A 20,985-nucleotide genomic window follows, 5' to 3' on the forward strand; every position below is an offset into this window, starting at 1 on the left:
GACAAACATCAACACAAGCGCACCGGCCATGATCCGGTTCCGGGTTTTCGGGTCCACGACATCGAGCCTAACCGGCCCCCTCGAGCGGCCATCGGGCGACCGCCTCGTAGCGGGGCTGCTCGCCCTCGACCCCCGACTTCGGCAGATTGCTCCGCACGAGCACCAGCTCGGTCACCGTCCAGGCCCGGCTGGTGAACTCGTCGAGGGCCGCGACATACGGCCGTACGTCCACCGCCGACCGGCTCCTGGCCACGGTCAGGTGGGCCTTGTACCGCCGGTGCTCCCCCATCGGCACCCCGGCCTTGCGCGCCGCCGCCTCGCTGCGGTCCGCCAGCAGCCGCAGGGGCGCCAGGTCACCCTCCGCGCCCGCCCACAGGGCCCGCCCGTGCCCGAACTGACCGCCGCCGCTGAGCGCCAGCCGGAAGGGCGGCGTACGGTGCGCGGCGCGCTCCAGGCGGGCCGACAGGTCGGGTACGAGGTCGTCGTCGACCTCGCCGTAGAAGGCGAGGGTGAAGTGCCAGCCGGGGCGGCCGGTCCAGCGCAGCCGGTCCGCGCCGGGCAGCTTCCTCAACTCGGCGACTTCGGCGGCCAGTTCATGGGTCACGTCCTCCGGGGGCAACACGGCGGCGAAGAGTCTCATGGGATCAAGCCTGGCACCATGAGGGGATGGAGATCACCATCCGGGACGGCGGACCCGGCGACATCCCCGCGATACTCGGCATGCTCGACAGCTGCGTGGAGTGGCTGGTCGCGCAGGGGCGCCCGGGGCAGTGGGGGACGAAGCCGCTGTCGCAGAGCCCGAAGACCGTGGAGTCGGTGACCCGTGCCGTGGACGAGGGTGACGTCTTCATCGCCGAGGTCGGCGACGTGCCCGCCGCGACCCTCACCCTCGGCCACTCGCCCGGCCCCTATCTGGCGCACCTCCCCCCGCCCGGCGAGCCCGAGCGCTACATCCACTGGCTCGCCTCCGACCGCCGCTTCAAGGGCCACGGCGTGGGCGGCGCCCTGCTCGCGCACGCCGCCGAGGTGACCCGGCGGTCGGGTGTCTCGCTGCTGCGGGTGGACTGCTACGCGGGCGACGACGGCAGGCTCGTCCGCTACTACGAGAGCAACGGCTTCGTGCGCACCGAGACCTACCTGGGGAAGGACGACTGGCCGGGGCAGGTGCTGGCGCGGCGGGTCCAGGGCCTGTCCGGCGGGCGGCAGTGACCATGGCCACACGTGTCCCGGTCACCGTGCGTATCGTTGTACTGCGCGGCTGCACTCGTCCGAGGAGCAGCCGGGGAGGAGCGCCACGATGACCGTCCTTGACGACAGGATCGAGATGGCCGAAAGCAGCGGCGAACTCACACTCGACATGCTGTTCGAGTGGCTGGAGAAGATGCCCGTCCCCGAGGGATACAAGACCGAGATCGTCGGGGGGCACATCTTCATGTCGCCGCAGCGGGACACCCACTGGGACATCATCACGGACATCTTCGAGCAGCTGCGCACCAAGTACCCGCGCAGGCGCATCAAGTCCGACGTCCGTATCGACTATCCCGGGCGCCTCAACGGGTTCGCCACCGACGTGACGGCTCTCGCCGAGAGCGCACAGAAGGACGACAAGGGCCGCTGGCAGTACGAGGACGTCGAGTTCGTCGCGGAAGTCATCTCCAAGGACACCGCCGCCAACGACTACGGCCCCAAGAAGACCGCCTACGCCCTCGCCGAAGTACCGGTGTACCTGATCGTGAACCCGTACACCGCGGAGTGGCACCTGCACACACTGCCGAAGGACGGCGAGTACCACAGCGAGGTCAGCTTCCCCTTCGGCGAGGACATCGACCTGACCAGCACCCCGGTCGGCCTCACCCTCAAGACCGACGAGTTCCCCCGCGACTGACCCGGACGCCCTCTCCTACCGCCTACGCCACGGTCGCCAGCTCCTCCTCCCGCCGCTGCCGGGGCACGAACCGGACGTGCGGGTGGCCCCGGTGCCAGCCTACCGAGAGCCGCAGGCCGCCCATCCGCGCCAGGATCAGGCCGATCACCGTGGCCGCGGCCGCCGCGATAGCGCCGCCGACGGCGAGGCCGACCCGGGCGCCGTAGGTGTCGGTGATCCAGCCGACGATCGGGGCGCCGACCGGGGAGCCGCCCAAGAAGACCATCATGTACAGGGCCATCACGCGGCCCCGCATGGCCGGGTCCGTGGCCATCTGGATGCCGGTGTTCGCGGTGACGTTGATCGTCATACCGAAGAGCCCTATCGGGATCATCAGCAGGGCGAACAGCCACAGGGACGGCGTCAGCGCCGCCACGATCTCGACCGTGCCGAAGAGCACCGCCGCCGCGATCAGCACCCGCATCCGGGAGGTGCCGCGCCGGGCGGCGAGCAGGGCGCCGGTCACCGAGCCGACCGCCATCAGCGTGTTGAACATGCTGTACCAGCCCGCGCCGGCGTGGAAGACGTCGGCGGCGAACGCCGAGATGTACACGGGAAAGTTGAAGGCGAACGTGCCGACGAACCCGACCAGCACGATCGGCCAGATCAGCTCCGGCCGCCCCGCCACATACCGCAGCCCCTCCCGCAGCTGCCCCTTCCCGCGCGGGGCGCGCTCGACGGCGTACAGCTCACGCGCCCGCATCAGCAGCAGCCCGGCGATGGGCGCGACGAAGGACAGGCCGTTGAAGAGGAACGCCCAGCCCGTCCCCACGCCGGTGATCAGCAGACCGGCGACGGCGGGGCCGACCAGACGGGCGGACTGGAAGTTCGCGGAGTTCAGGCTGACGGCGTTCTGGAGCTGGTCGGGGCCGACCATCTCGCTGACGAACGTCTGGCGGGCGGGGTTGTCGACCACCGTGGCGAGGCCGATGGCGAAGGCCGCGACATAGACGTGCCAGACCTGGACGTGTCCGGTGAGGGTGAGGACCGCGAGCGCGACGCCGGTGGCCGCCATCGAGGTCTGCGTGACCAGCAGCGTACGGCGCTTGGGCAGGCGGTCGACGAGGACGCCGCCGTAGAGGCCGAAGAGCAGCATCGGCAGGAACTGCAGGGCCGTCGTGATGCCGACGGCGGTGGCGGAGCCGGTGAGGCTGAGCACCAGCCAGTCCTGGGCGATGCGCTGCATCCAGGTGCCGGTGTTGGAGACGACCTGGCCGAGGAAGAACAGGCGGTAGTTCCTGACCTTCAGCGAGCTGAACATCGAGGACTTGCGCGGGCCGGCGGTGGTAGGGGTGGTCGGTGCGGGTGCGGAAGCTGCTCCGGGTCCCGTACTCAAAAGGGTTCGCCTCCTCGTGAACGCGGCTTACAGATGTGCGAGCTTCTCCAGCACGGGGGCGGCGGCGCGGAGTTTCGCCCACTCGTCCTCGTCGAGACCCTCGACCAGGGTGGCCAGGAAGGCGTTGCGCTTACGGCGGCTCTCCTCGAGCATCGCCTCGGCCTGCTCGGTCTTCGTGACGACCTTCTGGCGCCGGTCCTCGGGGTGCGGCTCCAGCCGGACCAGTCCCTTGGACTCCAGCAGGGCGACGATGCGCGTCATCGACGGCGGCTGAACGTGCTCCTTGCGGGCGAGCTCACCGGGGGTGGCCTTTCCGCAGAGGGAGAGGGTGCCCAGCACCGACATCTCGGTGGGGCTCAGCGATTCGTCGACCCGCTGGTGCTTGAGCCGACGTGACAGTCGCATCACGGCGGAGCGAAGAGAGTTCACGGCGGCTGCGTTGTCGCCATGGGTAAGGTCCGGCATGTTCTTTAGGGTAACTCATTACCCTCCCTAAGGACCACCGGGGCGCGCACAGATGCCCGTGACTCCCGCCACTGAATCGTCACATCACTCATATGGGTGATCCGACAGCGGAACGTGACACACCGCACCGAAGAGTGCCGCGACCCTCGTGTTCATGGGGACCAGCGTGCTCAGCCTGCGGATAGACCACGAGCTGCTCGAACGACTCCGGGAGCATGCCGCGAAAAGAGGAATGAGCGTCCAGGACTATGTCGTCCGGACGCTCATCCGCGATGACTTCGACGAACGGTTCCAGGCCGCCGTCGAGGAGACCGAGAAGTTCTACGGCCTTACGTGAGCCCGCCACGCGCTGCCGGCAAGCGTCATTCCGTCGGCGTGCCGATCCGCAGCCGGTTGCCATCCGGGTCGCGCACCTCGATCTCCCGCGCCCACGGAGCGTCCTTCGCCCGCACACCGAGCTCGGCGGCGATGGCGTCGACATCACGAAGGCGGAGGTAGACCAACGTGTCAGGGCGGGCGTCACCCTCGTGCTCCGACAGGAACAACCGCACCCCGCCTCGGGCGACCTCGACGAACGCGGGAAGGCCCGGTTCGAAGCGGTGTTCCCACTGCTTGGCGAAACCAATGCGCTCGTACCACGCGACCGCCGCCGCAGCATCCTCGACGCGGAGAATGGGAATGACTTCCTCGTCCATCGCGTCATCGTCGCAGACCGCCCAGGGCCAACGTCGCCGGATGCGGCACTGGTTCTGGCTCTGGTTCTACGGCCTCACATGAGTCGGCCCTACGTCAGCCCCAGCGCCGGCATGAGGTAGTAGAAGGCGAAGACCGCCGCCACGACGTACATCGCGACCGGCACCTCCCGGCCCCGCCCGGCGGCCAGGCGCAGCACCGCGAAGGTGATGAAGCCCATGCCGATGCCGTTGGTGATCGAGTAGGTGAACGGCATCATCACCATCGTCACGAAGGCCGGGATCGCGATCGTGTAGTCGGCCCAGTCGATCTCCTTGACCGAGTTGGCCAGGATCAGGAAGCCGACCGCGAGCAGGGCCGGGGTGGCCGCCTGCGACGGGACCATGGTGGCGACGGGCGTCAGGAACAGCGCCACACCGAAGAGGCCGCCGGTGACGACGTTCGCGAAGCCAGTACGGGCGCCCTCGCCGACGCCGGCCGTGGACTCCACGAAGGCGGTGGTGGCCGAGGAGGAACTGGCGCCGCCCGCGGCGACGGCGAGGCCGTCGACGAACAGGACCTTGTTGATGCCCGGCATCTGGCCCTGGGCGTCGGTCAGCTTCGCCTCGTCGCTGACGCCCATGATCGTGCCCATGGCGTCGAAGAAGCAGGAAAGGAGGACGGTGAAGACGAAGAGGATGCCGGTCAGCGCGCCGACCTTCTCGAAGCCGCCGAACAGGCTGACCTCGCCGATCAGGCCGAAGTCGGGGGTCGCGACGGGGTTGCCCGGCCACTTCGGGGTCGTGAGGCCCCAGGACGGCACCTTCGCGACGGCCTCGATGACGACGGCGAGTACGGTCATCGCGACGATCGAGATCAGGATCGCGCCGGGGACCTTGCGCACGATCAGCGCGAGGGTGAGCAGCGCGCCGAGGATGAACACGAGCACCGGCCAGCCGTTGAGGTGACCGTCGCCGCCGAGCTGAAGCGGGACCGTGGTCTGGGCGACGTCCGGGATGCGGGAGACGAAGCCGGAGTCGACGAGGCCGATCAGCATGATGAACAGGCCGATGCCGATGGCGATGGCCTTGCGCAGGCTGTAGGGCACGGCATTCATGACACGCTCGCGCAGACCGGTGGCGACGAGCAGCATGACCACGAAGCCGGCCAGCACGACCATGCCCATGGCGTCCGGCCAGGACATCCGGGGCGCGAGCTGGAGCGCGACGACCGAGTTCACACCCAGACCGGCGGCGAGCGCGATCGGCACGTTGCCGATGACACCCATCAGCAGCGTGGCGAACGCCGCCGTGACGGCCGTCGCGGTGACCAGCTGTCCGTTGTCCAGCTGGTTGCCGTACATGTCCTTCGCGCTGCCGAGGATGATCGGGTTCAGCACGATGATGTAGGCCATCGCGAAGAAGGTGGCGAAACCGCCGCGGATTTCGCGGGGCAGGGTGCTGCCGCGTTCGGAGATCTTGAAGAAGCGGTCGAGTGCGCCGTAGGCGGGGCCGGCTCCCGGCTGTTCAGGGGCGGGGACCTTGGCGGGGGCCGAGGTGGGCATGCTTTTGGTGTTTCCTACGAAGAGAAGTGGTCAGACACAAACCGTTTCAGTATGAACATATAAAGCCGGGATCGGCCATCTCCGCGCGTAGATCGGTGTCGATCCGATCGCCTCGTAAGCTGTCCTCCATGGCGAAGTGGACCCCCAGGCACGAGGCACCCGAGCCCCTTGAAGGGCCCGTGGTCGCCACCATCACCGGCGGCACGATCCTCTGGTTCGTTCTCTTCGTCGTACAGCTGCCCTTCTACGGCTGGTTCGACGACCGCGACCAGACCTGGTGGGTGTGGACCTGCCTGGCCGGCGGTGGACTGGGGCTCATCGGCATCTGGTACGTCCGCAGGCGTGACGCGGCGATCAAGCGGGCGGCCGCCGCCCCCGCGGAGACCCGGGAGACGACCGGCGAACCCCAGTCGTCCTGAGGGCCGGCCACTGACCCCCAGGGTCCGCCCCCTACACCCAGGGCACGACACCCGGTCCTCCCCAAGTCGGAACTTCCGCGCACTCGGCGGGTGAAGCCGCAAATCCGCACGTACCGTCGAATGCATGACGCATACCGACGCGGGCGCCGGACTGGACACCCCTGTGCACTCCGCCCGCGCCCCGGTGGCGACGGGCGGGCTCACCGCCGCCGAGGTGGCCGAGCGGGTCGCGCGCGGGGAGGTCAACGACGTACCGGTGCGCAGCAGCCGGTCGATGACCGACATCGTCCGCGCCAACGTGTTCACCCGGTTCAACGCGATCATCGGCGTGCTCTGGCTGATCATGCTGTTCGTCGCGCCCATCCAGGACAGCCTGTTCGGCTTCGTCATCCTCGCCAACACCGGCATCGGGATCATCCAGGAGTGGCGGGCGAAGAAGACCCTCGACTCGCTCGCCGTGATCGGCGAGGCGCGGCCCACGGTACGGCGGGACGGGGTCGCCGCCGACGTCAGTACGTCCGAGATCGTGCTGGACGATCTGATAGAGATCGGGCCGGGCGACAAGGCCGTCGTGGACGGGGTGTGCGTCGAGGCCGACGGCCTGGAGATCGACGAGTCGCTGCTCACCGGCGAGGCCGACCCGGTCGTCAAACGGCCGGGCGACCAGGTGCTCTCCGGCAGCTTCGTCGTCGCCGGCGGCGGCGCCTTCCAGACCACCAAGGTCGGCCGGGAGGCCTACGCCGCCCAGCTCGCCGAGGAGGCCTCGCGCTTCACCCTCGTCCACTCCGAGCTGCGCTCCGGCATCTCCACGATCCTCAAGTACGTGACGTGGATGATGATCCCGGCCGCGATCGGCCTGATCATCACCCAGCTGTTCGTCAAGGAGAACGAGCTCGACGACTCGATCGCCAGGACCGTCGGCGGCATCGTGCCCATGGTCCCGGAAGGGCTGGTGCTCCTCACCTCCGTAGCCTTCGCGATCGGCGTCATCCGCCTCGGCCGCAAGCAGTGCCTGGTGCAGGAGCTGCCCGCCATCGAGGGCCTCGCCCGCGTGGACACGGTCTGCCTCGACAAGACCGGCACCCTCACCGAGGGCGGCATGGACGTCACCGAACTGCGCCCCCTCAACGGCAGCGACGAGGACTACATACGGCAGGTGCTCGGCGCCCTCGGCGAGTCCGACCCCCGCCCGAACGCCTCCCTCCAGGCCATCATCGAGGCCTACCCGGACGCCGAGGACTGGCGCTGCACCGAGTCCCTGCCCTTCTCCTCCGCCCGCAAGTACAGCGGCGCCACGTTCAGCGAGGGCAACGGCGAGGCCAGTACATGGCTGCTGGGCGCACCGGATGTGCTCCTGTCCGCCGAGGATCCCGCGCTGGCCGAAACCGATCGGTTGAACGAACAGGGGCTACGGGTCCTGCTGCTCGCCCGCGCCGGCCGCGACCTCGACGATCCCGACGTCGCGGCGGACGCCAAGCCCGCCGCTCTGGTCGTACTGGAACAGCGTCTACGCCCCGACGCCGCCGACACTCTGCGCTACTTCGCCGAGCAGAACGTCCGGGCCAAGGTGATCTCCGGGGACAACGCGGTGTCCGTGGGCGCGGTGGCGAGCAAGCTGGGCCTGACCGGTACGACGGTCGACGCCCGCACGCTCCCCCGCGACAACGACGGGATGGCCACGGCCCTCGACGAGGCCACCGTCTTCGGGCGGGTCACCCCGCAGCAGAAGCGGGACATGGTGGGCGCGCTCCAGTCCCACGGGCACAACGTGGCCATGACCGGCGACGGCGTGAACGACGTCCTGGCGCTGAAGGACGCCGACATCGGGGTCGCGATGGGCTCCGGCTCGGAGGCCACACGTGCGGTCGCCCAGATCGTGCTGCTGAACAACAGCTTCGCCACGCTGCCGTCGGTGGTGGCGGAGGGCCGCCGGGTGATCGGCAACATCACGCGCGTCGCGACGCTGTTCCTCGTCAAGACGGTCTACTCGGTGCTGCTGGCGCTGATGGTGGTGTTCTGGCAGGTGGAGTACCCGTTCCTGCCCCGCCATCTGACCCTGCTCTCCACCCTCACCATCGGCGTCCCGGCCTTCTTCCTGGCCCTCGCGCCGAACAAGGAACGGGCGAAACCCCATTTCGTACGGCGGGTCATGCGGTACGCGATCCCGGGCGGGGTGGTGGCCGCGGTGGCGACCTTCGCGACGTATCTGATCGCCCGTACCCACTACGCGGGCGAGGGCGCGCTGGACGCGGAGACGAGCGTCGCCACGCTGACGCTCTTCCTGATCTCCATGTGGGTGCTGGCGATCATCGCCCGGCCCTACACATGGTGGCGTCTCGGGCTGGTGGCGGCGATGGGCCTCGGGTTCCTGCTGGTGCTGGTGGTGCCGTGGCTGCAGGAGTTCTTCGCGCTGCGGCTGGTCGGGGTGACGATGCCGTGGATCGCGGTGGGGATCTCGGCGGGGGCGGCGGTCGCCCTGGAGTTCATGTGGAGGTGGGTGGACCGCCGCGTCCCTGCGTAGGGCGTCTCCCTACTGCACGTCGACGAAGTCGCCCGTGGCGTTGACCGCCGGGGTCGTCGTCGTGCCCGCGAAGACGTAGCGGAAGTAGCCGTCCTCGATGGCCTTGACGGTCGTCTTGAGGTTGCCCGTCGCGTTCGTCTTGATGGTCTTCACCGTGGTGTAGGTGTCGCTGTTCTTCTTGCGGAACTGCAGCTGGACGGGCTGCTCCACGTAGCCGTTGTACGTGCCGCGGTCCCAGTTGGCGCGGGAGAGCTTGCCGGTGATCGTGATGGTCTTGTTCTTCTTCACGGGCTCGGGGGAGGCGTCGACCGTGAGCTTGGAGTGGCGCTGCATCAGGGTGGTGCCGAGGCCGCCCTTGCGGGCATACCCGACCTTGCTGTGGTCGTAGTTCTCACCCGCGGGGTCTTGGCCGTTGAAGGCGGTGGCCTCAGCCGCGGCACGCCAGGTACCGGCGTTCGAGTTGATGAGCTCGTGGTCGCCCGCGCCCGGGTAGACGTCGATGGTGCCCTTGCAGTTGGCGGTGGTCGCGGAGGTCGCGGTGCACTTGGCCGGCTTGTTGCCGAGGAGTGTGGCTTCCGGCGAGGTAAGGGTGCCCCGGTAGATGAAGGGGTCGGTAATGAAGTCGTCGGCGGTGATGTCGATGTCCGCGTCGTGGGTCAACGTGTACGTCACCGTCGTGGAGACGTGGTTGGTCGTGCCGACCTTGATCGCCTTGGCGATCTTGAAGTTGGAGAAGGTGACGTCCATGTCGTACCGGGCGCCGCCCCTGTCACCACCGGACGCGGCCTGCGCGGCCTGGCGGATCTTCGCGACGGCGGCGCGGTAGGAGTCGACGGAGGTGTCGGCCTGGGCGGCCGGCGCGGCGAAGGCGGAGAGGGCCAGGGCGCCGGAGAGAGCGGAGACGGCGGCCACGGTGGCTCTGATGCGCATGCGTTCCCCTGGTACGGAAAGGGGCCCCGCTGGTCGTCGTTCCCTGCATTGCGGGTCACGTCGGGGCCCGGGTGATCGAGGGGCCTGTTGGCCCATGTGATCAGATAGCCGTCAGGGGTTCCCGGTTGTCCCGTCGACGAGGAATCTCCGTGACCTTCGTCACGAACTTCCCGCACCAGGCGGGAAGTTCGCGACGAATGCCCTACTGACGAATGTCTCTACCGCTTCGCGTCCTACTGCACGTCGACGAAGTCACCCGTGGCGCTGACCGCCGGGGTGGTCGAGGTGCCCTCGAAGCGGTAGCGGAAGTAGCCGTCCGTGGACGCGGTGACCGTCGTCTTCAGGTCGCCGTACGTGTTCGTCTTGATGGTCTTCAGCGTGGTGTAGGTGCTGGAGCCCTTCTTGCGGAACTGCAGCTTCACCGACTGGTTGGCGTACCCGGCGTACTTGTGGGTGTCCCAGTTGGCGCGGGTCAGCTTGCCGGTGACCGTGATGGTCTTGCCCTTCTTCACGGGCTCCGGGGAGGCGTTGACCGTCAGCTTGGAGAAGCGCTGGAGCTTGGTGGTCCCCAGGTTGTCCTGCTCGGCGTAGCCGACCTTGCTCCAGTCGATGTCCTCGGAGAGCGGGTCCTGGTCGTTGAAGTCGTACGCGTAGCCGGCGGCCTTCCACGTGGTGGCGTCGACGTTCTCCAGCTCCAGGTCCGGATAGACGTCGATGGTGCCCTTGCAGTTGGCGGTGGTGGACGAGGTCGCCGTGCAGACGGGCCAGTCGTCGCCGAGGAGGAGGTTGTCCCACTCGGCGTAGGAGGCGCCGCGGTAGATCTCCACGTCCAGGTAGAAGTCCGGGGCGTTGAGGTCGATGTCCGCGGAGTGCGTGACCGTGTACGTCACCGGTACGGAGACGGGATTGGTGGTGCCCACGACGATCGGCTTGCCGCTGTTGACCTTGACGTTGGAGAAGGTCAGGTCCAGGGGGTACGGCGTGCCCGCGTCCTCGGCGGTGTAGGTGCTGCGGGCGGACGCGTGAGGCGCCGCCTGCACGGCCTCGCGGATGTCCGCCTTGCCGTACGAGGGCCCGTCGGCGGCCTGCACGGCCGGCACGGCGAGGGAGGAGAGGGCCAGGGCGCCGGTGACGGCGGCCACGGTGGCTCGAATGCGCATGGGTTCCCCATAAGGAGAGTGGCTCCGCGATCCTCGGTCACACGGTCCGGGGTCGCGCGGGGCTCAATCGATCAAGGAGTCTGTTGACTCAGGTGATCAGATCTTCAACGAAGCCGGATGGTTGTACGGCCCGTGGAGATTTTGTGTGCGAGCGGGGAGTTCGATCCGGGCACCGGGGCACGCCGAAAGGGCCGTCCGAGTGGACGGCCCCCTTGGCTCAGTCGAACCACCGATCCCGCGCCAGCTCCGCCGTCCTCGACGGATCCTCCAACAACGCCGCCACCTCGAACCGCCGCGGCCACTGACCCGCCGCCCAGGCCAGCCCGGCAGCCACGCCCTCCAGGGTCGCCGCGTGGAGAACCCCGTCGTCGGTGAGCCGCCAGTCGATCTCGACCCCGTCCACGACGAGTTCCTCGTGTTCGACGTACGACTCCGGCGTCCGCGCCCCCAGCAGCACCCGCACCGACTCCGGTACGTCGTGCTCGGTGCCCTCGGAGTCCACCGACCCCGTGACGGACTCGCTCAGCCGCCGCACCTGGAACAGCTCGGCCAGCTCGGCGGCCCGGGACGGGCGTACCGGCAGCAACGGCACGCCCTCGGTGAAGGGCAGCAGGTCCGGCGAGTCGACGACCACCGCGTCCGCCGCGTCCACGACCTCGACCCGTCCGTCGACCACGGCCCGCAGCTCGTCCGGCAGGGTCACCTGCTCGGGGTCCAGCTCGGCCAGCGCGCCGTAGAGAGCGTGCAGTTGGGCGGCGGACACGTCCCGCTCCGGGTCGGCCAGGCGGTCCAGCAGCTCGGCCGCGCCGCCCGGTTCGTCGAGCAGTGCGGCGACCGACGTGCGCACGCCCAGCGCCCGCAGCACCTGCTCGTCGTCGAAGCCGGTCGCGTCGGCCTCGTCGTACAGGCCGCGCAGGAGCGGGTCGCCGCCGGAGGCGAGGAGGCCGGCGGGGCGGCGGCCGTCCAGGACCGGGTGGCCGCGCAGCCACCAGGCCGTGTACGGCCGTACGACTTCGTGCGTGCCGTCGGGCAGCAGGATCCGCACCTGCTGGGTGAGCGCGTCCCGCAGGGGCGGCTGGGCGAGCAGGGCGAGGGCCTGGGGCCACTTGTCCTCGTCCACCAGGTCGAGATCGCGTACGGCGATCAGCTCGGTGGCGACCGGCGGTACGGGCGTGTCCGGGAAGCGGTCGAGGATGTCCTCGCTCCAGACGTCCACGGCGTCCAGGAGGCCCGCGTCGTCGGGCTCGGCGAAGTCGCCCTCGCGGGGCTCCAGTTCGTCCGGGTCGAGGACGACGTCCGTGGCCCGGACCAGGGCGAAGTTGGCGAGGACCCCGCAGGCGGCGAGCGGGGCCTCGCCCCACTTCTCCGCCAACTCCGCGTCTACGGTGGCGAGTTCGTCCTCCCGCATGACCTGGGCGAAGGGGCTGCCGGGGAAGACCAGTTCACCGGCCGGGGCGAGCTCACCGTCCTCGTCGGGCAGCGCGAGCGCGCCGAGCCACGGCTCGTCGCCCGGCTCCAGGCCCGCGTCCCGCACCAGCGCGAGCACGGTGTCGGCCAGCTCCTCGGCGTCGGGAGTGTCCTCCTCCCAGCTCACGCCGCCGTCCTCGTCGAGGGACGCGGCCACGGCGGCCCGCACCTGGGGCGTGGTGAGGACGGCCCGGGGGGTCGCCGGCAGAGCGCCCAGCTTCTCCAGCAACGGGTGCGCGGCGTCCGGGTGGGCGACCTTGAGGCCGAGGCGGGCCAGGATCTCGGCGTCGATGGGGGCGCCGTCGGAGGTGGGGAGCAGGACCTGACGGGGGCCGATGGTGGTGCGGCCGTCGGCCAGCGGTACGGGCAGCCCGGACAGGCGGTCCGGGTCGACCCCGGCGAGGCTGTCGTAGAGCCGCCGCCACCAGCCCGGCTCCTTCTCCAGCCCGGCGAGACGGTCGATCGCGTCGGTGAGCGGGACGCGGGCGACGCCCAGCGTCCGCAGTTCCACGCGCCGTTCGAGCCCGGCGGGAAGGAGGGTGGGCAGCACCTCGGCCAGCACTCGCACGGTGTCGGCGCCCGCGCCCTCCACCACCTCGGCATCACGCGGCCGCAGCGACTCCGGCAGCTCGGAGTCGGCCTCGCGCGGCTCGACGGCGGGCGGCAGGAACGAGGTACGGGGCAGTCGGTCGAGGATCGCCTGGCGCAGGGCACCGTCCAGTTCGCCCTTGCCGAGCGGCCCGGGCACGAGCCCGATGATGCCGACGCTCACCGGCCGCCAGTCGGCGAGCAGCTCGGCGTACGCGTCCGCCGCCCGCTGGACGAGGAAGTCGGTCAGCGGGCCGGGGGCGGCGTGGCGGCGGGTGGTGTCGAGGGGGAAGGACGCGATGAGGAGGGCGGGGACGCCGAGGGCTTCGTCGCTGGGCGTCGGCGCGTGGACCACGGGGGCCGTGCGGGGGTGGGCGGGAGTGCTGTCGGCGGCGTTGACGGGGACGGCCCAGGTGAGCGACCAGTGCGGGCGCAGCCGCTCCTCGACCGGGCGGTCGGCGAGGAGGTCGGGCGTGAGCGGGCCGTGGGCAGCGGCCGTACGCCAGTGGGTGACACCGTCACGCGAGTCCTCTACGACGGTGAAGGGCCCGTCGACCCGGCGGCGCAGCGTGCGCGGCTCGTCGCCGTCGGCCTCGACCACGACCTCCTCGAGCCCCGGGAGGGCGAGGATCAGCGCGTCGTCGACGGCGTGCAGCAGCCGCTCGGCCAGGTCGGCGGCGGCGGTGTCGCGCAGGGGGAGGATGACGGCGGTGTCGTACGGATCCGGGGCGGTGCCCTCGGCGGCGAACGGCAGCCGCAGGAGCGGCACGTGTCCGTCGCGGCGCCGGATCTCGTCACCCAGCCCCGGGCTGTGCCGCGCGGTGTCGCCGGCCAGTTCCCGGGCCTCGGGGAGGGACCACCGGACACCGCCGTGCCGCCCGACGACGGCGGGCTCGTCGGTGACGGCGAGGACGGCGGCGAACCCGACGCCGAAGCGGCCGATGGAGGCCGTGTCCCGTTTCGCCGAGGCCCGCAGGGTGGCGAGCGACTCGACGCCGGCGGCGTCCAGCGGCGCGCCGGTGTTGGCGGCGACGAGCACCCCGTCGCGCAGGGTGAGCCGAAGCCGTCCGGGCACTCCCGCCCTGGCCGCGGCGTCGGCGGCGTTCTGAGCGAGCTCGACGACGAGCCGGTCCCGGTACCCGCCGAGGACGAGGTCCTCCTCGGCGTTGGCGTCCTCCCGGAAACGGGCGGGGCTGGTGGCCCAGGCATCCAGCACTCCGCGACGCAGACGGGCCGTACCGAACGGGTCGGCGCCCTCGGCCGCGGGCCGCACGAACTTGCTCACGTTGACTCTCCTCATCGGCGTGATGATGAAGGTACCGCCCAGGAGACGTGAACGCGCCGCCCGCCCGCCGCGCTCCGGACGCCCGCCCCATGAGCCACGCCACGGCGGTCCGGATACCGGTGAAGGCCAGGCATGCCGGGCCTCGCCGACGGAGCAGCGTGCGGGCCGGCGTCACGGGCCGTGTTCACCAGCTGATGCGGGCCGCCACCGGCAGGTGGTCGCTGCCGGTGGCCGGCAGTACCCACGACCTCTCCGGCTCCACGCCACGCACCAGGATCTGGTCGATCCGCACCACCGGGAACTTCGCCGGCCAGCTGAAGCCGAAGCCGTCCCCGGCCGCTTCCTGGGCGGAGCGCAGTTGCGAGGTGAGGCCGGCGAACGCCCGGTCGTCAACCGTGCCGTTCAGGTCGCCGAGCAGCACCACCCGCTCGTTCCGCTCGTCGGCGACGGCCTCGGCGAGCGCCCGCGCGCCGCGGTCCCGGTGGTCCGTCGCAAAGCCTCCCTTCGGATTCACCCGTGCGGAACCCAGGTGGGCGACGTACACCGCCAGCGGACCCTGGTCCGTGGCCACCGTGGTGCGCAGCGCGCGGTTGTAGGTCAGCTTGACGTCGGCCGGCTTGGTGTCCGCCAGTGGCCCGTAGTCCAGTTCGATGTCGACCGGCCGGGTGTGCGACAGCGGCAGCTTGCTCCACAGCCCGACCGTGCCCTGCACCGTGTGGTACGGGTACGCCGCCTCCAGCTCCTTCTCGTACAGCGGCTTCGCCTGCGCGGTGATCTCCTCCAGGGCCAGCACGTCCGCGCCGGAGGCGGCCAGGTCGCGAGCGGTCCCGACCGGGTCGGGGTTCTCGGCGCCGACGTTGTGGCCGGCCACGGTGAGGTCGCCGCCCGCGTGGGACTTGTCGGTGAGCAGCCCGCCGAAGAGACTCAGCCACACCGTGACCGGTAGCAGCAGCGCGACCATCGCGGCGGCGGAGCGGCGCCAGAGCGCTCCGGCGAGCAGCACCGGGACGAACAGGCCGAACCACGGCAGAAAGGTCGCCACCAGGCTGCCCAGGTTCCCGATCCGGTTCGGGACCTGCGCGTGCAGCAGCATGAGCAGGCCGAGGAGCAGCGCCAGGACCGCGAGCACCGGGCCGCGCTTCCAGGGCTCCGGCCGGGAGGCGGTGCGGATCGCCCGGCGGACGCCCGCGCGCCGGCCACCGGGGCCGGTGTCCGGCCCACGATCGACACCGTCGGCCTCGCCTACCCCACTGGGCGGTGTTCGTGCCGTTCCTGTTGCTGGGGTTCGAGTCATTGCGCCAGTCAAGGCAGCGCGGTGTTGCCGGCACGTATGCGGTTTCCGATATGCCGACGATATGCACCGGCTCGTAGCCTCGACAGCATGCGTGTGCTGATTGTCGAGGACGAGCCCTATCTGGCCGAAGCCATCCGCGACGGCCTGCGCCTGGAAGCGATCGCGGCCGACATCGCGGGCGACGGCAACACCGCTCTGGAACTGCTGAGCGTCAACGCCTACGACATCGCCGTCCTCGACCGCGACATCCCCGGACCCTCCGGTGACGAGATCGCCAAACGCATCGTCGCTTCCCGCAGCGGCATGCCGATCCTCATGCTCACCGCGGCCGACCGTCTCGACGACAAGGCGTCCGGATTCGAACTCGGCGCGGACGACTACCTCACGAAACCCTTCGAACTCCGGGAACTCGCGCTCAGGCTGAGGGCACTCGACCGCAGACGCGCCCACAGCAGGCCTCCCGTACGGGAGATCGCCGGTCTGCGCCTCGACCCGTTCCGCCGAGAGATCTACCGGGACGGGCGTTACGTCGCGCTGACCAGGAAGCAGTTCGCCGTACTGGAAGTCCTCGTCGCCGCCGAAGGCGGTGTCGTCAGCGCCGAGGAACTTCTGGAACGCGCGTGGGACGAGAACGCCGACCCGTTCACCAATGCCGTACGCATCACGGTCTCGGCTCTGCGCAAACGACTCGGCGAACCCTGGCTCATCGCCACCGTGCCAGGCGTCGGCTACCGCATCGACACGCAGCCGGAGCCCGAACCCGAGGGAGGCGACCATGGATAGGGCGCCCGGATTGAGCGTTCGCCTCAAGCTCACCCTCAGCTACGCGGGGTTCCTCATGCTCGCCGGCGTCCTGCTGCTCGCGGCGGTGTGGGTGTTCCTCCTGCGTTACGTCCCTGAACGCGCGACGCTCATCAGCCACGACGACAACCCCACGAACGGCGTCTTTCCCGTCCGGTCCGCCCTCTTGGACGTCTTCGCCCCGAGGGCGGCCGCGGTACTGGCGTTCCTGCTGGTGTTCGGCCTCCTGGGAGGCTGGATCCTCGCCGGCCGCATGCTCGCCCCCGTGACCCGCATCACGGACGCCACCCGCAGGGCCACGCACGGTTCGCTCTCCCACCGGATCCGGCTACCGGGCCGCAACGACGAGTTCCGCGAACTCGCCGACACCTTCGACACGATGCTCGCGCGGCTCGAAGCGCACGTCGCAGAACAGCGGCGGTTCGCGGCCAACGCCTCTCACGAACTGCGCACCCCGCTGGCGATCTCGAAGGCGCTGCTCGACGTGGCCCGCGCAGATCCGAACCGCGACATCGGCGAGCTCATCGACCGCCTCCACGCCGTCAACACCCGAGCGATCGACCTCACCGAGGCACTGCTCCTGGTCAGCCGAGCCGAGCAGCGGTCCTTCACACGAGAACCCGTCGATCTGTCCCTCGTGGCGGAAGAAGCCACCGAGACACTCCTCCCCCTCGCGGAGAAGCACGGCGTCACCATCGAGACCGGCGGCGACATCACCCCCACGACCGGATCGCCGGCGCTCCTGCTCCAGCTGACGACGAACCTCCTGCACAACGCGATAGTCCACAACCTGCCCGGGCAGGGCACCGTGTGGGTCAATACCGGCGTCCGCCCCAGAACTGCGGTGCTCACGGTCGAGAACACCGGCGAGAAGCTGACCCCCCAGCTGGTCTCCACACTCACCGAGCCGTTCCAGCGCGGCACCGAGCGCATACACACCGACCAGGCCGGCGTCGGTCTCGGCCTGGCCATCGTCAAAACCATCACCCACGCACACGACGGGACGCTCACCCTCACCCCGCGCTCCGCCGGCGGGATCCGCATCACTGTGGAACTGCCGCGATAGCAAGGGCGGCCCCGGTCGCTCAGGGTTGCTACTCGACGTCCTTCACCGAGGTCGGCCCCAACTGCTTGGCGCTGGCGTACTCCGGCATCGTCATGGGCTTGTCGAACAAGAAGAACGACTGGTTCGTGCCGACCGTGAACTCCATGTACGCGTCCGTCGTGGCGTCGAAACCGTAGTAGGCATTGCAGGTGGAACCCGACGTGTACGTGCCGTCCATGCCGGGCTGTGCGAGGACCGCGACGCCGTGGGAGGAGGACTCCACCCTCTCCGTCGGAGTGAGCATCTTGCAGCGCGGCACCGGCAAGCCCTTCATGATGAAGTACCCGTACTCGCCGTTGGCGTTCTGGATGTAGACGTACGAGAGTTTGCCCCGCTTCCCCCACGTCTTGATCCACTGGTTGATCGCTTCGCGGGTCGGTGAGTACTCCATGCGCCCCGCCGGCTGCTGGGCGACGAGGTGGTCGTAGTTCTCCTGCTTGGCCTTGTTCTCCTTGTCCTGACTGGAATCGGTGCAGGACGTCAGGGCAAGGCCGACAACCGGCGCGACGACGGTGGCCAGGGCCATGCGTGCGAACTTCTTCATGCGGTGCTGCCCTCTTCCCGGGATGAGATGGGGATCAGTTGGTGCACGTCGTGCGCTCGGCGGTGGTATCCAGCCGGTACGGCAGATCCCTGTCGCGGAAGGGCGCGCGGTGCTCCTGGGCGGCCTTCGAGTTGTAGGCGTTGACCGACTCGATCCGCGTGGCCTTCAGCGCGGTGATCGACTGGTCGATCTGCGTCGTGCGAGTCTCCGAAGCGGTCTTCCGCTCCTCCCGGAGCGCCTGGATCGTCCCTTCGGCGTTCTGCACCGCCTCGCACAGATCGAAGAACTCCTCGTACGTGGTCTGCCGGAACTCGCCCGAGCCGACAGTGTTCTCGCGCTTGTCCGCCTCACCGCGGAACGGGGCGGTGATCCATCCCGCGCCGCCGAAGACGAACACCCCGATCACATACAACACCGCCAGGCCGATGAGCCCGCCGACGGCCCAAGCCCCCAGCCGTGCCCCCTCGCGTACCTGTCCCATGGCCACCCCTCCTCGAAGGCGCATGGGGCCGTTCTACACGCGGGTGCCCGGGAGGGGTCCCGCGCACACGGAACGTGGCGGAGCCCGGGAGTCGTATCCAGCTCCCGGGCCCCTGGGGATGCCACCCAATTGCGCACGCCGGCGGCGTTTAAGAGGACGGATCAGTCATCATGCCGTCGTGTTCTTCCTTTGAACTACCGCACCACGCAAGAGGTGCAGGCGAGAGTCGAACTCGCATCCGACGGCGTTCGTCCGGCCTCGGTCGATCCGGCGATCGGCGGCGATGCTGAGACTGGAGCGAGAGTCTGAGATTGATCGCGGCTGCTCTGCCCCGTTGGGCAGTCACCGCTTCTTCAGGCTGAACTTCAGTGTCAGCTTGCGCTCATCGCGCGAACCGGTCCTCAATCCCGGCCCGCGCCTGTTGCGCACCCCCGCGCTCGCACGCGGGGGCGATCATGGATGCTACCCGTGGCCGGCCTCAGCCGAACAGGTAGCCGAACACCGCGTCGCCGACCCGCTGGTCGGTGACCTCCGCACCGTTGGCCTCCTCGCGGGCGAACTTCACGGCCTGCTGGAGCTTCTCGACCCGCTCCACCAGTTCATTGACCCGCCGCGCCGGAAGGGCGCCGGAGAACTTCACGGTCGTCCAGTACCCGATGGGCACGTCCTCGTAGTACACCTCGACCTGCGCCGGGTGCTTGTCGGTCGCCTCCGCCTTGACGTGGTTGCGCGGGACCTTCTTGGTACGGATCGTGCGGACCGGGTCCGTCTTCCACCAGTCCGTGGACGGGTCGTGGGACCAGGACTCGGCGGCATCGAGCGTGGGAAGCTTCTTCACGAAGGTGTGCAGGTCGGTGAGCTGCTTCTCCAGGAAGAGCAGGTAGCTGACCGGTACGTCGGCGACGATCGTCCGCCCGTCGACCGTGACGTCGGCGCGCGCCGTGCAGTTGGCCCAGTCCTTCGTGGCGGTCACGTCGAAAAGCCGGGTCAGCGACGCGGACATCTCCCGCAGCACGTCCTCCGCCTGCACCTGCACCCGCGTGGACTCAGGCGGCAGCTGCTCGCCCTCTTCGTCCTTCGGCTGGTACGTACGCGAGATACCGGCCAGCAGCGCGGGCTTCTGCACCTTGTGGTGCGCCGCGGTGATGTCCTGGAGCGACTTGCTCTTGACACCCTTTTCGACAGCGATGATCTGGTTCAGCTTCGCCACTTGGTCCCCCTTCGAACAGGCAGGAACGTACCTCACCTGTTCGAACGCCTGCATTCCCTTTTCGAGGGATCAGCCCTCGGAGGCGTAGGTGACGAAAGCGGACCATGCCTGCGGTGCGAGGGCGAGGCGGGGGCTGGTGTCGCGGTACTTGGAGTCGCGGACGTGGATCGTGCGGGGCGCTACCGCGATCTCGACGCAGGAGTCGCCCTCGCTGCTGCTGCTGTAGCTGCTCTTGAACCACGCCAGCTCGGAGACGTTCCCGGCCGAGGCGTTGCGGATCATGTTTCCCCCAGCAGTTGTTCGATGAAGGCCGTGGACTCACGTGGCGTGAGAGCCTGCGCCCGGATGATGCCGTAGCGCAGTTCAAGGATACGGAGATGCTTGGGCTCCGTGACCGGGCGGCCGTTGACCATGGCTGGCGAACGCCCCACCGCCGAGCCGTCGTCGAACTTCAGCACTTCGATACCACCGGCCAGTCCAGCGTGCTCCTCGCGGTCCATCGGCATCACCTGAAGCTCGACGTTCCGCAGCTGCCCTGCCGCCAGAAGATGTTCGAGCTGACTACGCAACGCCAGCCGGCCTCCGAGCGGACGCCGCAGCGTCCACTCCTCCAGTACGAAGCTGAGTTCAGGCGCTGGGTCCCGCTCGAATACGGCCTTGCGGGCCACGCGCGCCGCGATGAACCGCTCCACCTCGTCCTCGGTGTACGCGGGACGCCGCATCAGGAGAAGCCCGCGTGCGTACTCCGGCGTCTGCAACAGGCCATGGACGTTCAGGGGATCGTAGAGCTGGAGCTCGACCGCCTTGGCCTCCATCTCCCCCAGCGCCCGAACCTTCTTCGGGTACCGGACCTTCTTCACGTCCTCCCACGTCGCCGAGATGAGCCCACCGGCCCCCAACACCTCGTCGGCCTTGTCCAGGTACTCCTGCCTGGGGATCCGCTTCCCACTCTCGATCTTGTACACCAAGTCCTCGCCGTACCCGACCCGCCGCCCGAACTCGCCGGCCCGCATCCCGACCGCCTCCCGCCGCAGCTTCAGTTGCCGCCCGACGGTCGCGATGACGGCGACGCCCCACTCGTCGTCCGGATCCACCTCCCAACCCGGCTCGTCCGCCTCCGTCTTGAGCCGACCCGTGTCCGCCTCGACCGACATCCCGTACCCCTCCGTCGTACCGCCGTGGTGCAGCAGCGCCCTACCCGCAAGCCCGTCCCGACAGC

General features: G+C 69.5%; 21 protein-coding genes. 7 read left to right on the top strand and 14 right to left on the bottom strand.

The annotated features are described in order from the left end of the window. Nucleotides 1-67 precede the first annotated feature (67 nt). Nucleotides 68-640, bottom strand: a complete 573-nt coding sequence (gene thpR / locus IF78_RS0127100) for an RNA 2',3'-cyclic phosphodiesterase (protein WP_031478830.1) — start codon at nucleotides 638-640, stop codon at nucleotides 68-70. 26 nt (nucleotides 641-666) lie between these two features. Here thpR and IF78_RS0127105 point away from each other — a divergent pair, with 26 nt between their 5' ends. After that, nucleotides 667-1,209 (top strand): GNAT family N-acetyltransferase, encoded by a 543-nt coding sequence (locus tag IF78_RS0127105; RefSeq protein ID WP_031478831.1) that lies wholly within the window; start codon nucleotides 667-669, stop codon nucleotides 1,207-1,209. Nucleotides 1,210-1,297: 88 nt separating this feature from the next. Beyond that, the gene (locus tag IF78_RS0127110) at nucleotides 1,298-1,885 is read left to right on the top strand and encodes a Uma2 family endonuclease (RefSeq protein WP_031478832.1); all 588 of its coding nucleotides are present in this window, start codon (nucleotides 1,298-1,300) and stop codon (nucleotides 1,883-1,885) included. Between the two features lie 22 nt (nucleotides 1,886-1,907). Here the strand turns inward: IF78_RS0127110 and IF78_RS0127115 are convergent, their stop codons facing one another. Further along, entirely contained in the window at nucleotides 1,908-3,260 is a 1,353-nt protein-coding gene (locus tag IF78_RS0127115; protein WP_107050020.1) for an MFS transporter, read from the bottom strand. A 27-nt stretch (nucleotides 3,261-3,287) separates the two neighbouring features. Further along, on the bottom strand, nucleotides 3,288-3,725 hold the full coding sequence (locus IF78_RS0127120; RefSeq protein ID WP_031478834.1) for a MarR family winged helix-turn-helix transcriptional regulator: 438 nt from the start codon (nucleotides 3,723-3,725) through the stop codon (nucleotides 3,288-3,290). Nucleotides 3,726-3,879: 154 nt separating this feature from the next. Between IF78_RS0127120 and IF78_RS0127125 the strand changes: the two genes are divergently transcribed. Then, nucleotides 3,880-4,062 (top strand): ribbon-helix-helix protein, CopG family, encoded by a 183-nt coding sequence (locus IF78_RS0127125; RefSeq protein ID WP_031478835.1) that lies wholly within the window; start codon nucleotides 3,880-3,882, stop codon nucleotides 4,060-4,062. 25 nt (nucleotides 4,063-4,087) lie between these two features. On the opposite strand, the gene IF78_RS0127130 is transcribed toward IF78_RS0127125, so the two are convergent. Beyond that, nucleotides 4,088-4,420, bottom strand: a complete 333-nt coding sequence (locus tag IF78_RS0127130; RefSeq protein WP_031479265.1) for a glyoxalase superfamily protein — start codon at nucleotides 4,418-4,420, stop codon at nucleotides 4,088-4,090. Nucleotides 4,421-4,509: 89 nt separating this feature from the next. After that, nucleotides 4,510-5,961 carry an NCS2 family permease gene (locus tag IF78_RS0127140; RefSeq protein ID WP_031478836.1) on the bottom strand — a complete coding sequence of 484 codons (1,452 nt, stop codon included), beginning with the start codon at nucleotides 5,959-5,961 and terminating at the stop codon, nucleotides 4,510-4,512. A 128-nt stretch (nucleotides 5,962-6,089) separates the two neighbouring features. On the opposite strand from IF78_RS0127140, the gene IF78_RS0127145 reads away from it, so the two are divergent. Beyond that, entirely contained in the window at nucleotides 6,090-6,380 is a 291-nt protein-coding gene (locus IF78_RS0127145; RefSeq protein WP_037641356.1) for a DUF2530 domain-containing protein, read from the top strand. 124 nt (nucleotides 6,381-6,504) lie between these two features. After that, nucleotides 6,505-8,901: a cation-translocating P-type ATPase gene (locus tag IF78_RS0127150; protein WP_031478838.1), complete on the top strand. Its 2,397-nt coding sequence runs from the start codon at nucleotides 6,505-6,507 to the stop codon at nucleotides 8,899-8,901. Nucleotides 8,902-8,910: 9 nt separating this feature from the next. Here the strand turns inward: IF78_RS0127150 and IF78_RS0127155 are convergent, their stop codons facing one another. The 4 genes from IF78_RS0127155 to IF78_RS0127170 all read right to left on the bottom strand — a co-directional run bounded on the left by IF78_RS0127155 (nucleotide 8,911) and on the right by IF78_RS0127170 (nucleotide 15,625). After that, nucleotides 8,911-9,831 carry a hypothetical protein gene (locus IF78_RS0127155; RefSeq protein WP_031478839.1) on the bottom strand — a complete coding sequence of 307 codons (921 nt, stop codon included), beginning with the start codon at nucleotides 9,829-9,831 and terminating at the stop codon, nucleotides 8,911-8,913. A gap of 233 nt (nucleotides 9,832-10,064) precedes the next feature. Beyond that, the gene (locus tag IF78_RS0127160; RefSeq protein ID WP_031478840.1) at nucleotides 10,065-10,991 is read right to left on the bottom strand and encodes a hypothetical protein; all 927 of its coding nucleotides are present in this window, start codon (nucleotides 10,989-10,991) and stop codon (nucleotides 10,065-10,067) included. 217 nt (nucleotides 10,992-11,208) lie between these two features. Further along, entirely contained in the window at nucleotides 11,209-14,331 is a 3,123-nt protein-coding gene (locus tag IF78_RS0127165) for a sacsin N-terminal ATP-binding-like domain-containing protein (RefSeq protein ID WP_031478841.1), read from the bottom strand. Nucleotides 14,332-14,515: 184 nt separating this feature from the next. Beyond that, complete coding sequence (locus IF78_RS0127170) at nucleotides 14,516-15,625, bottom strand: endonuclease/exonuclease/phosphatase family protein (RefSeq protein ID WP_078662599.1); 1,110 nt, start codon at nucleotides 15,623-15,625, stop codon at nucleotides 14,516-14,518. Between the two features lie 87 nt (nucleotides 15,626-15,712). Between IF78_RS0127170 and IF78_RS0127175 the strand changes: the two genes are divergently transcribed. Further along, nucleotides 15,713-16,408, top strand: coding sequence for a response regulator transcription factor (locus IF78_RS0127175; RefSeq protein ID WP_031478843.1), 696 nt, complete (start codon nucleotides 15,713-15,715; stop codon nucleotides 16,406-16,408). Then, complete coding sequence (locus IF78_RS0127180) at nucleotides 16,401-17,492, top strand: sensor histidine kinase (protein ID WP_031478844.1); 1,092 nt, start codon at nucleotides 16,401-16,403, stop codon at nucleotides 17,490-17,492. Before IF78_RS0127175 ends, IF78_RS0127180 begins: the two co-directional genes overlap by 8 nt. A gap of 28 nt (nucleotides 17,493-17,520) precedes the next feature. Here IF78_RS0127180 and IF78_RS0127185 read toward each other — a convergent pair whose 3' ends face one another. From IF78_RS0127185 to IF78_RS0127205, 5 genes are all read right to left on the bottom strand, one after another. Next, nucleotides 17,521-18,075, bottom strand: coding sequence for a hypothetical protein (locus IF78_RS0127185; protein ID WP_031478845.1), 555 nt, complete (start codon nucleotides 18,073-18,075; stop codon nucleotides 17,521-17,523). A 34-nt stretch (nucleotides 18,076-18,109) separates the two neighbouring features. Continuing rightward, nucleotides 18,110-18,556, bottom strand: a complete 447-nt coding sequence (locus tag IF78_RS0127190; RefSeq protein WP_031478846.1) for a hypothetical protein — start codon at nucleotides 18,554-18,556, stop codon at nucleotides 18,110-18,112. Between the two features lie 478 nt (nucleotides 18,557-19,034). After that, nucleotides 19,035-19,766, bottom strand: a complete 732-nt coding sequence (locus IF78_RS0127195) for a DUF7873 family protein (protein ID WP_031478847.1) — start codon at nucleotides 19,764-19,766, stop codon at nucleotides 19,035-19,037. Nucleotides 19,767-19,835: 69 nt separating this feature from the next. Then, on the bottom strand, nucleotides 19,836-20,048 hold the full coding sequence (locus IF78_RS0127200) for a DUF397 domain-containing protein (protein ID WP_031478848.1): 213 nt from the start codon (nucleotides 20,046-20,048) through the stop codon (nucleotides 19,836-19,838). Then, nucleotides 20,045-20,920 carry a helix-turn-helix domain-containing protein gene (locus IF78_RS0127205; protein WP_031478849.1) on the bottom strand — a complete coding sequence of 292 codons (876 nt, stop codon included), beginning with the start codon at nucleotides 20,918-20,920 and terminating at the stop codon, nucleotides 20,045-20,047. Before IF78_RS0127205 ends, IF78_RS0127200 begins: the two co-directional genes overlap by 4 nt. Nucleotides 20,921-20,985 lie beyond the last annotated feature (65 nt).

The organism is Streptomyces bicolor, assembly GCF_000719285.1.
Lineage (GTDB): Bacteria > Actinomycetota > Actinomycetes > Streptomycetales > Streptomycetaceae > Streptomyces > Streptomyces bicolor.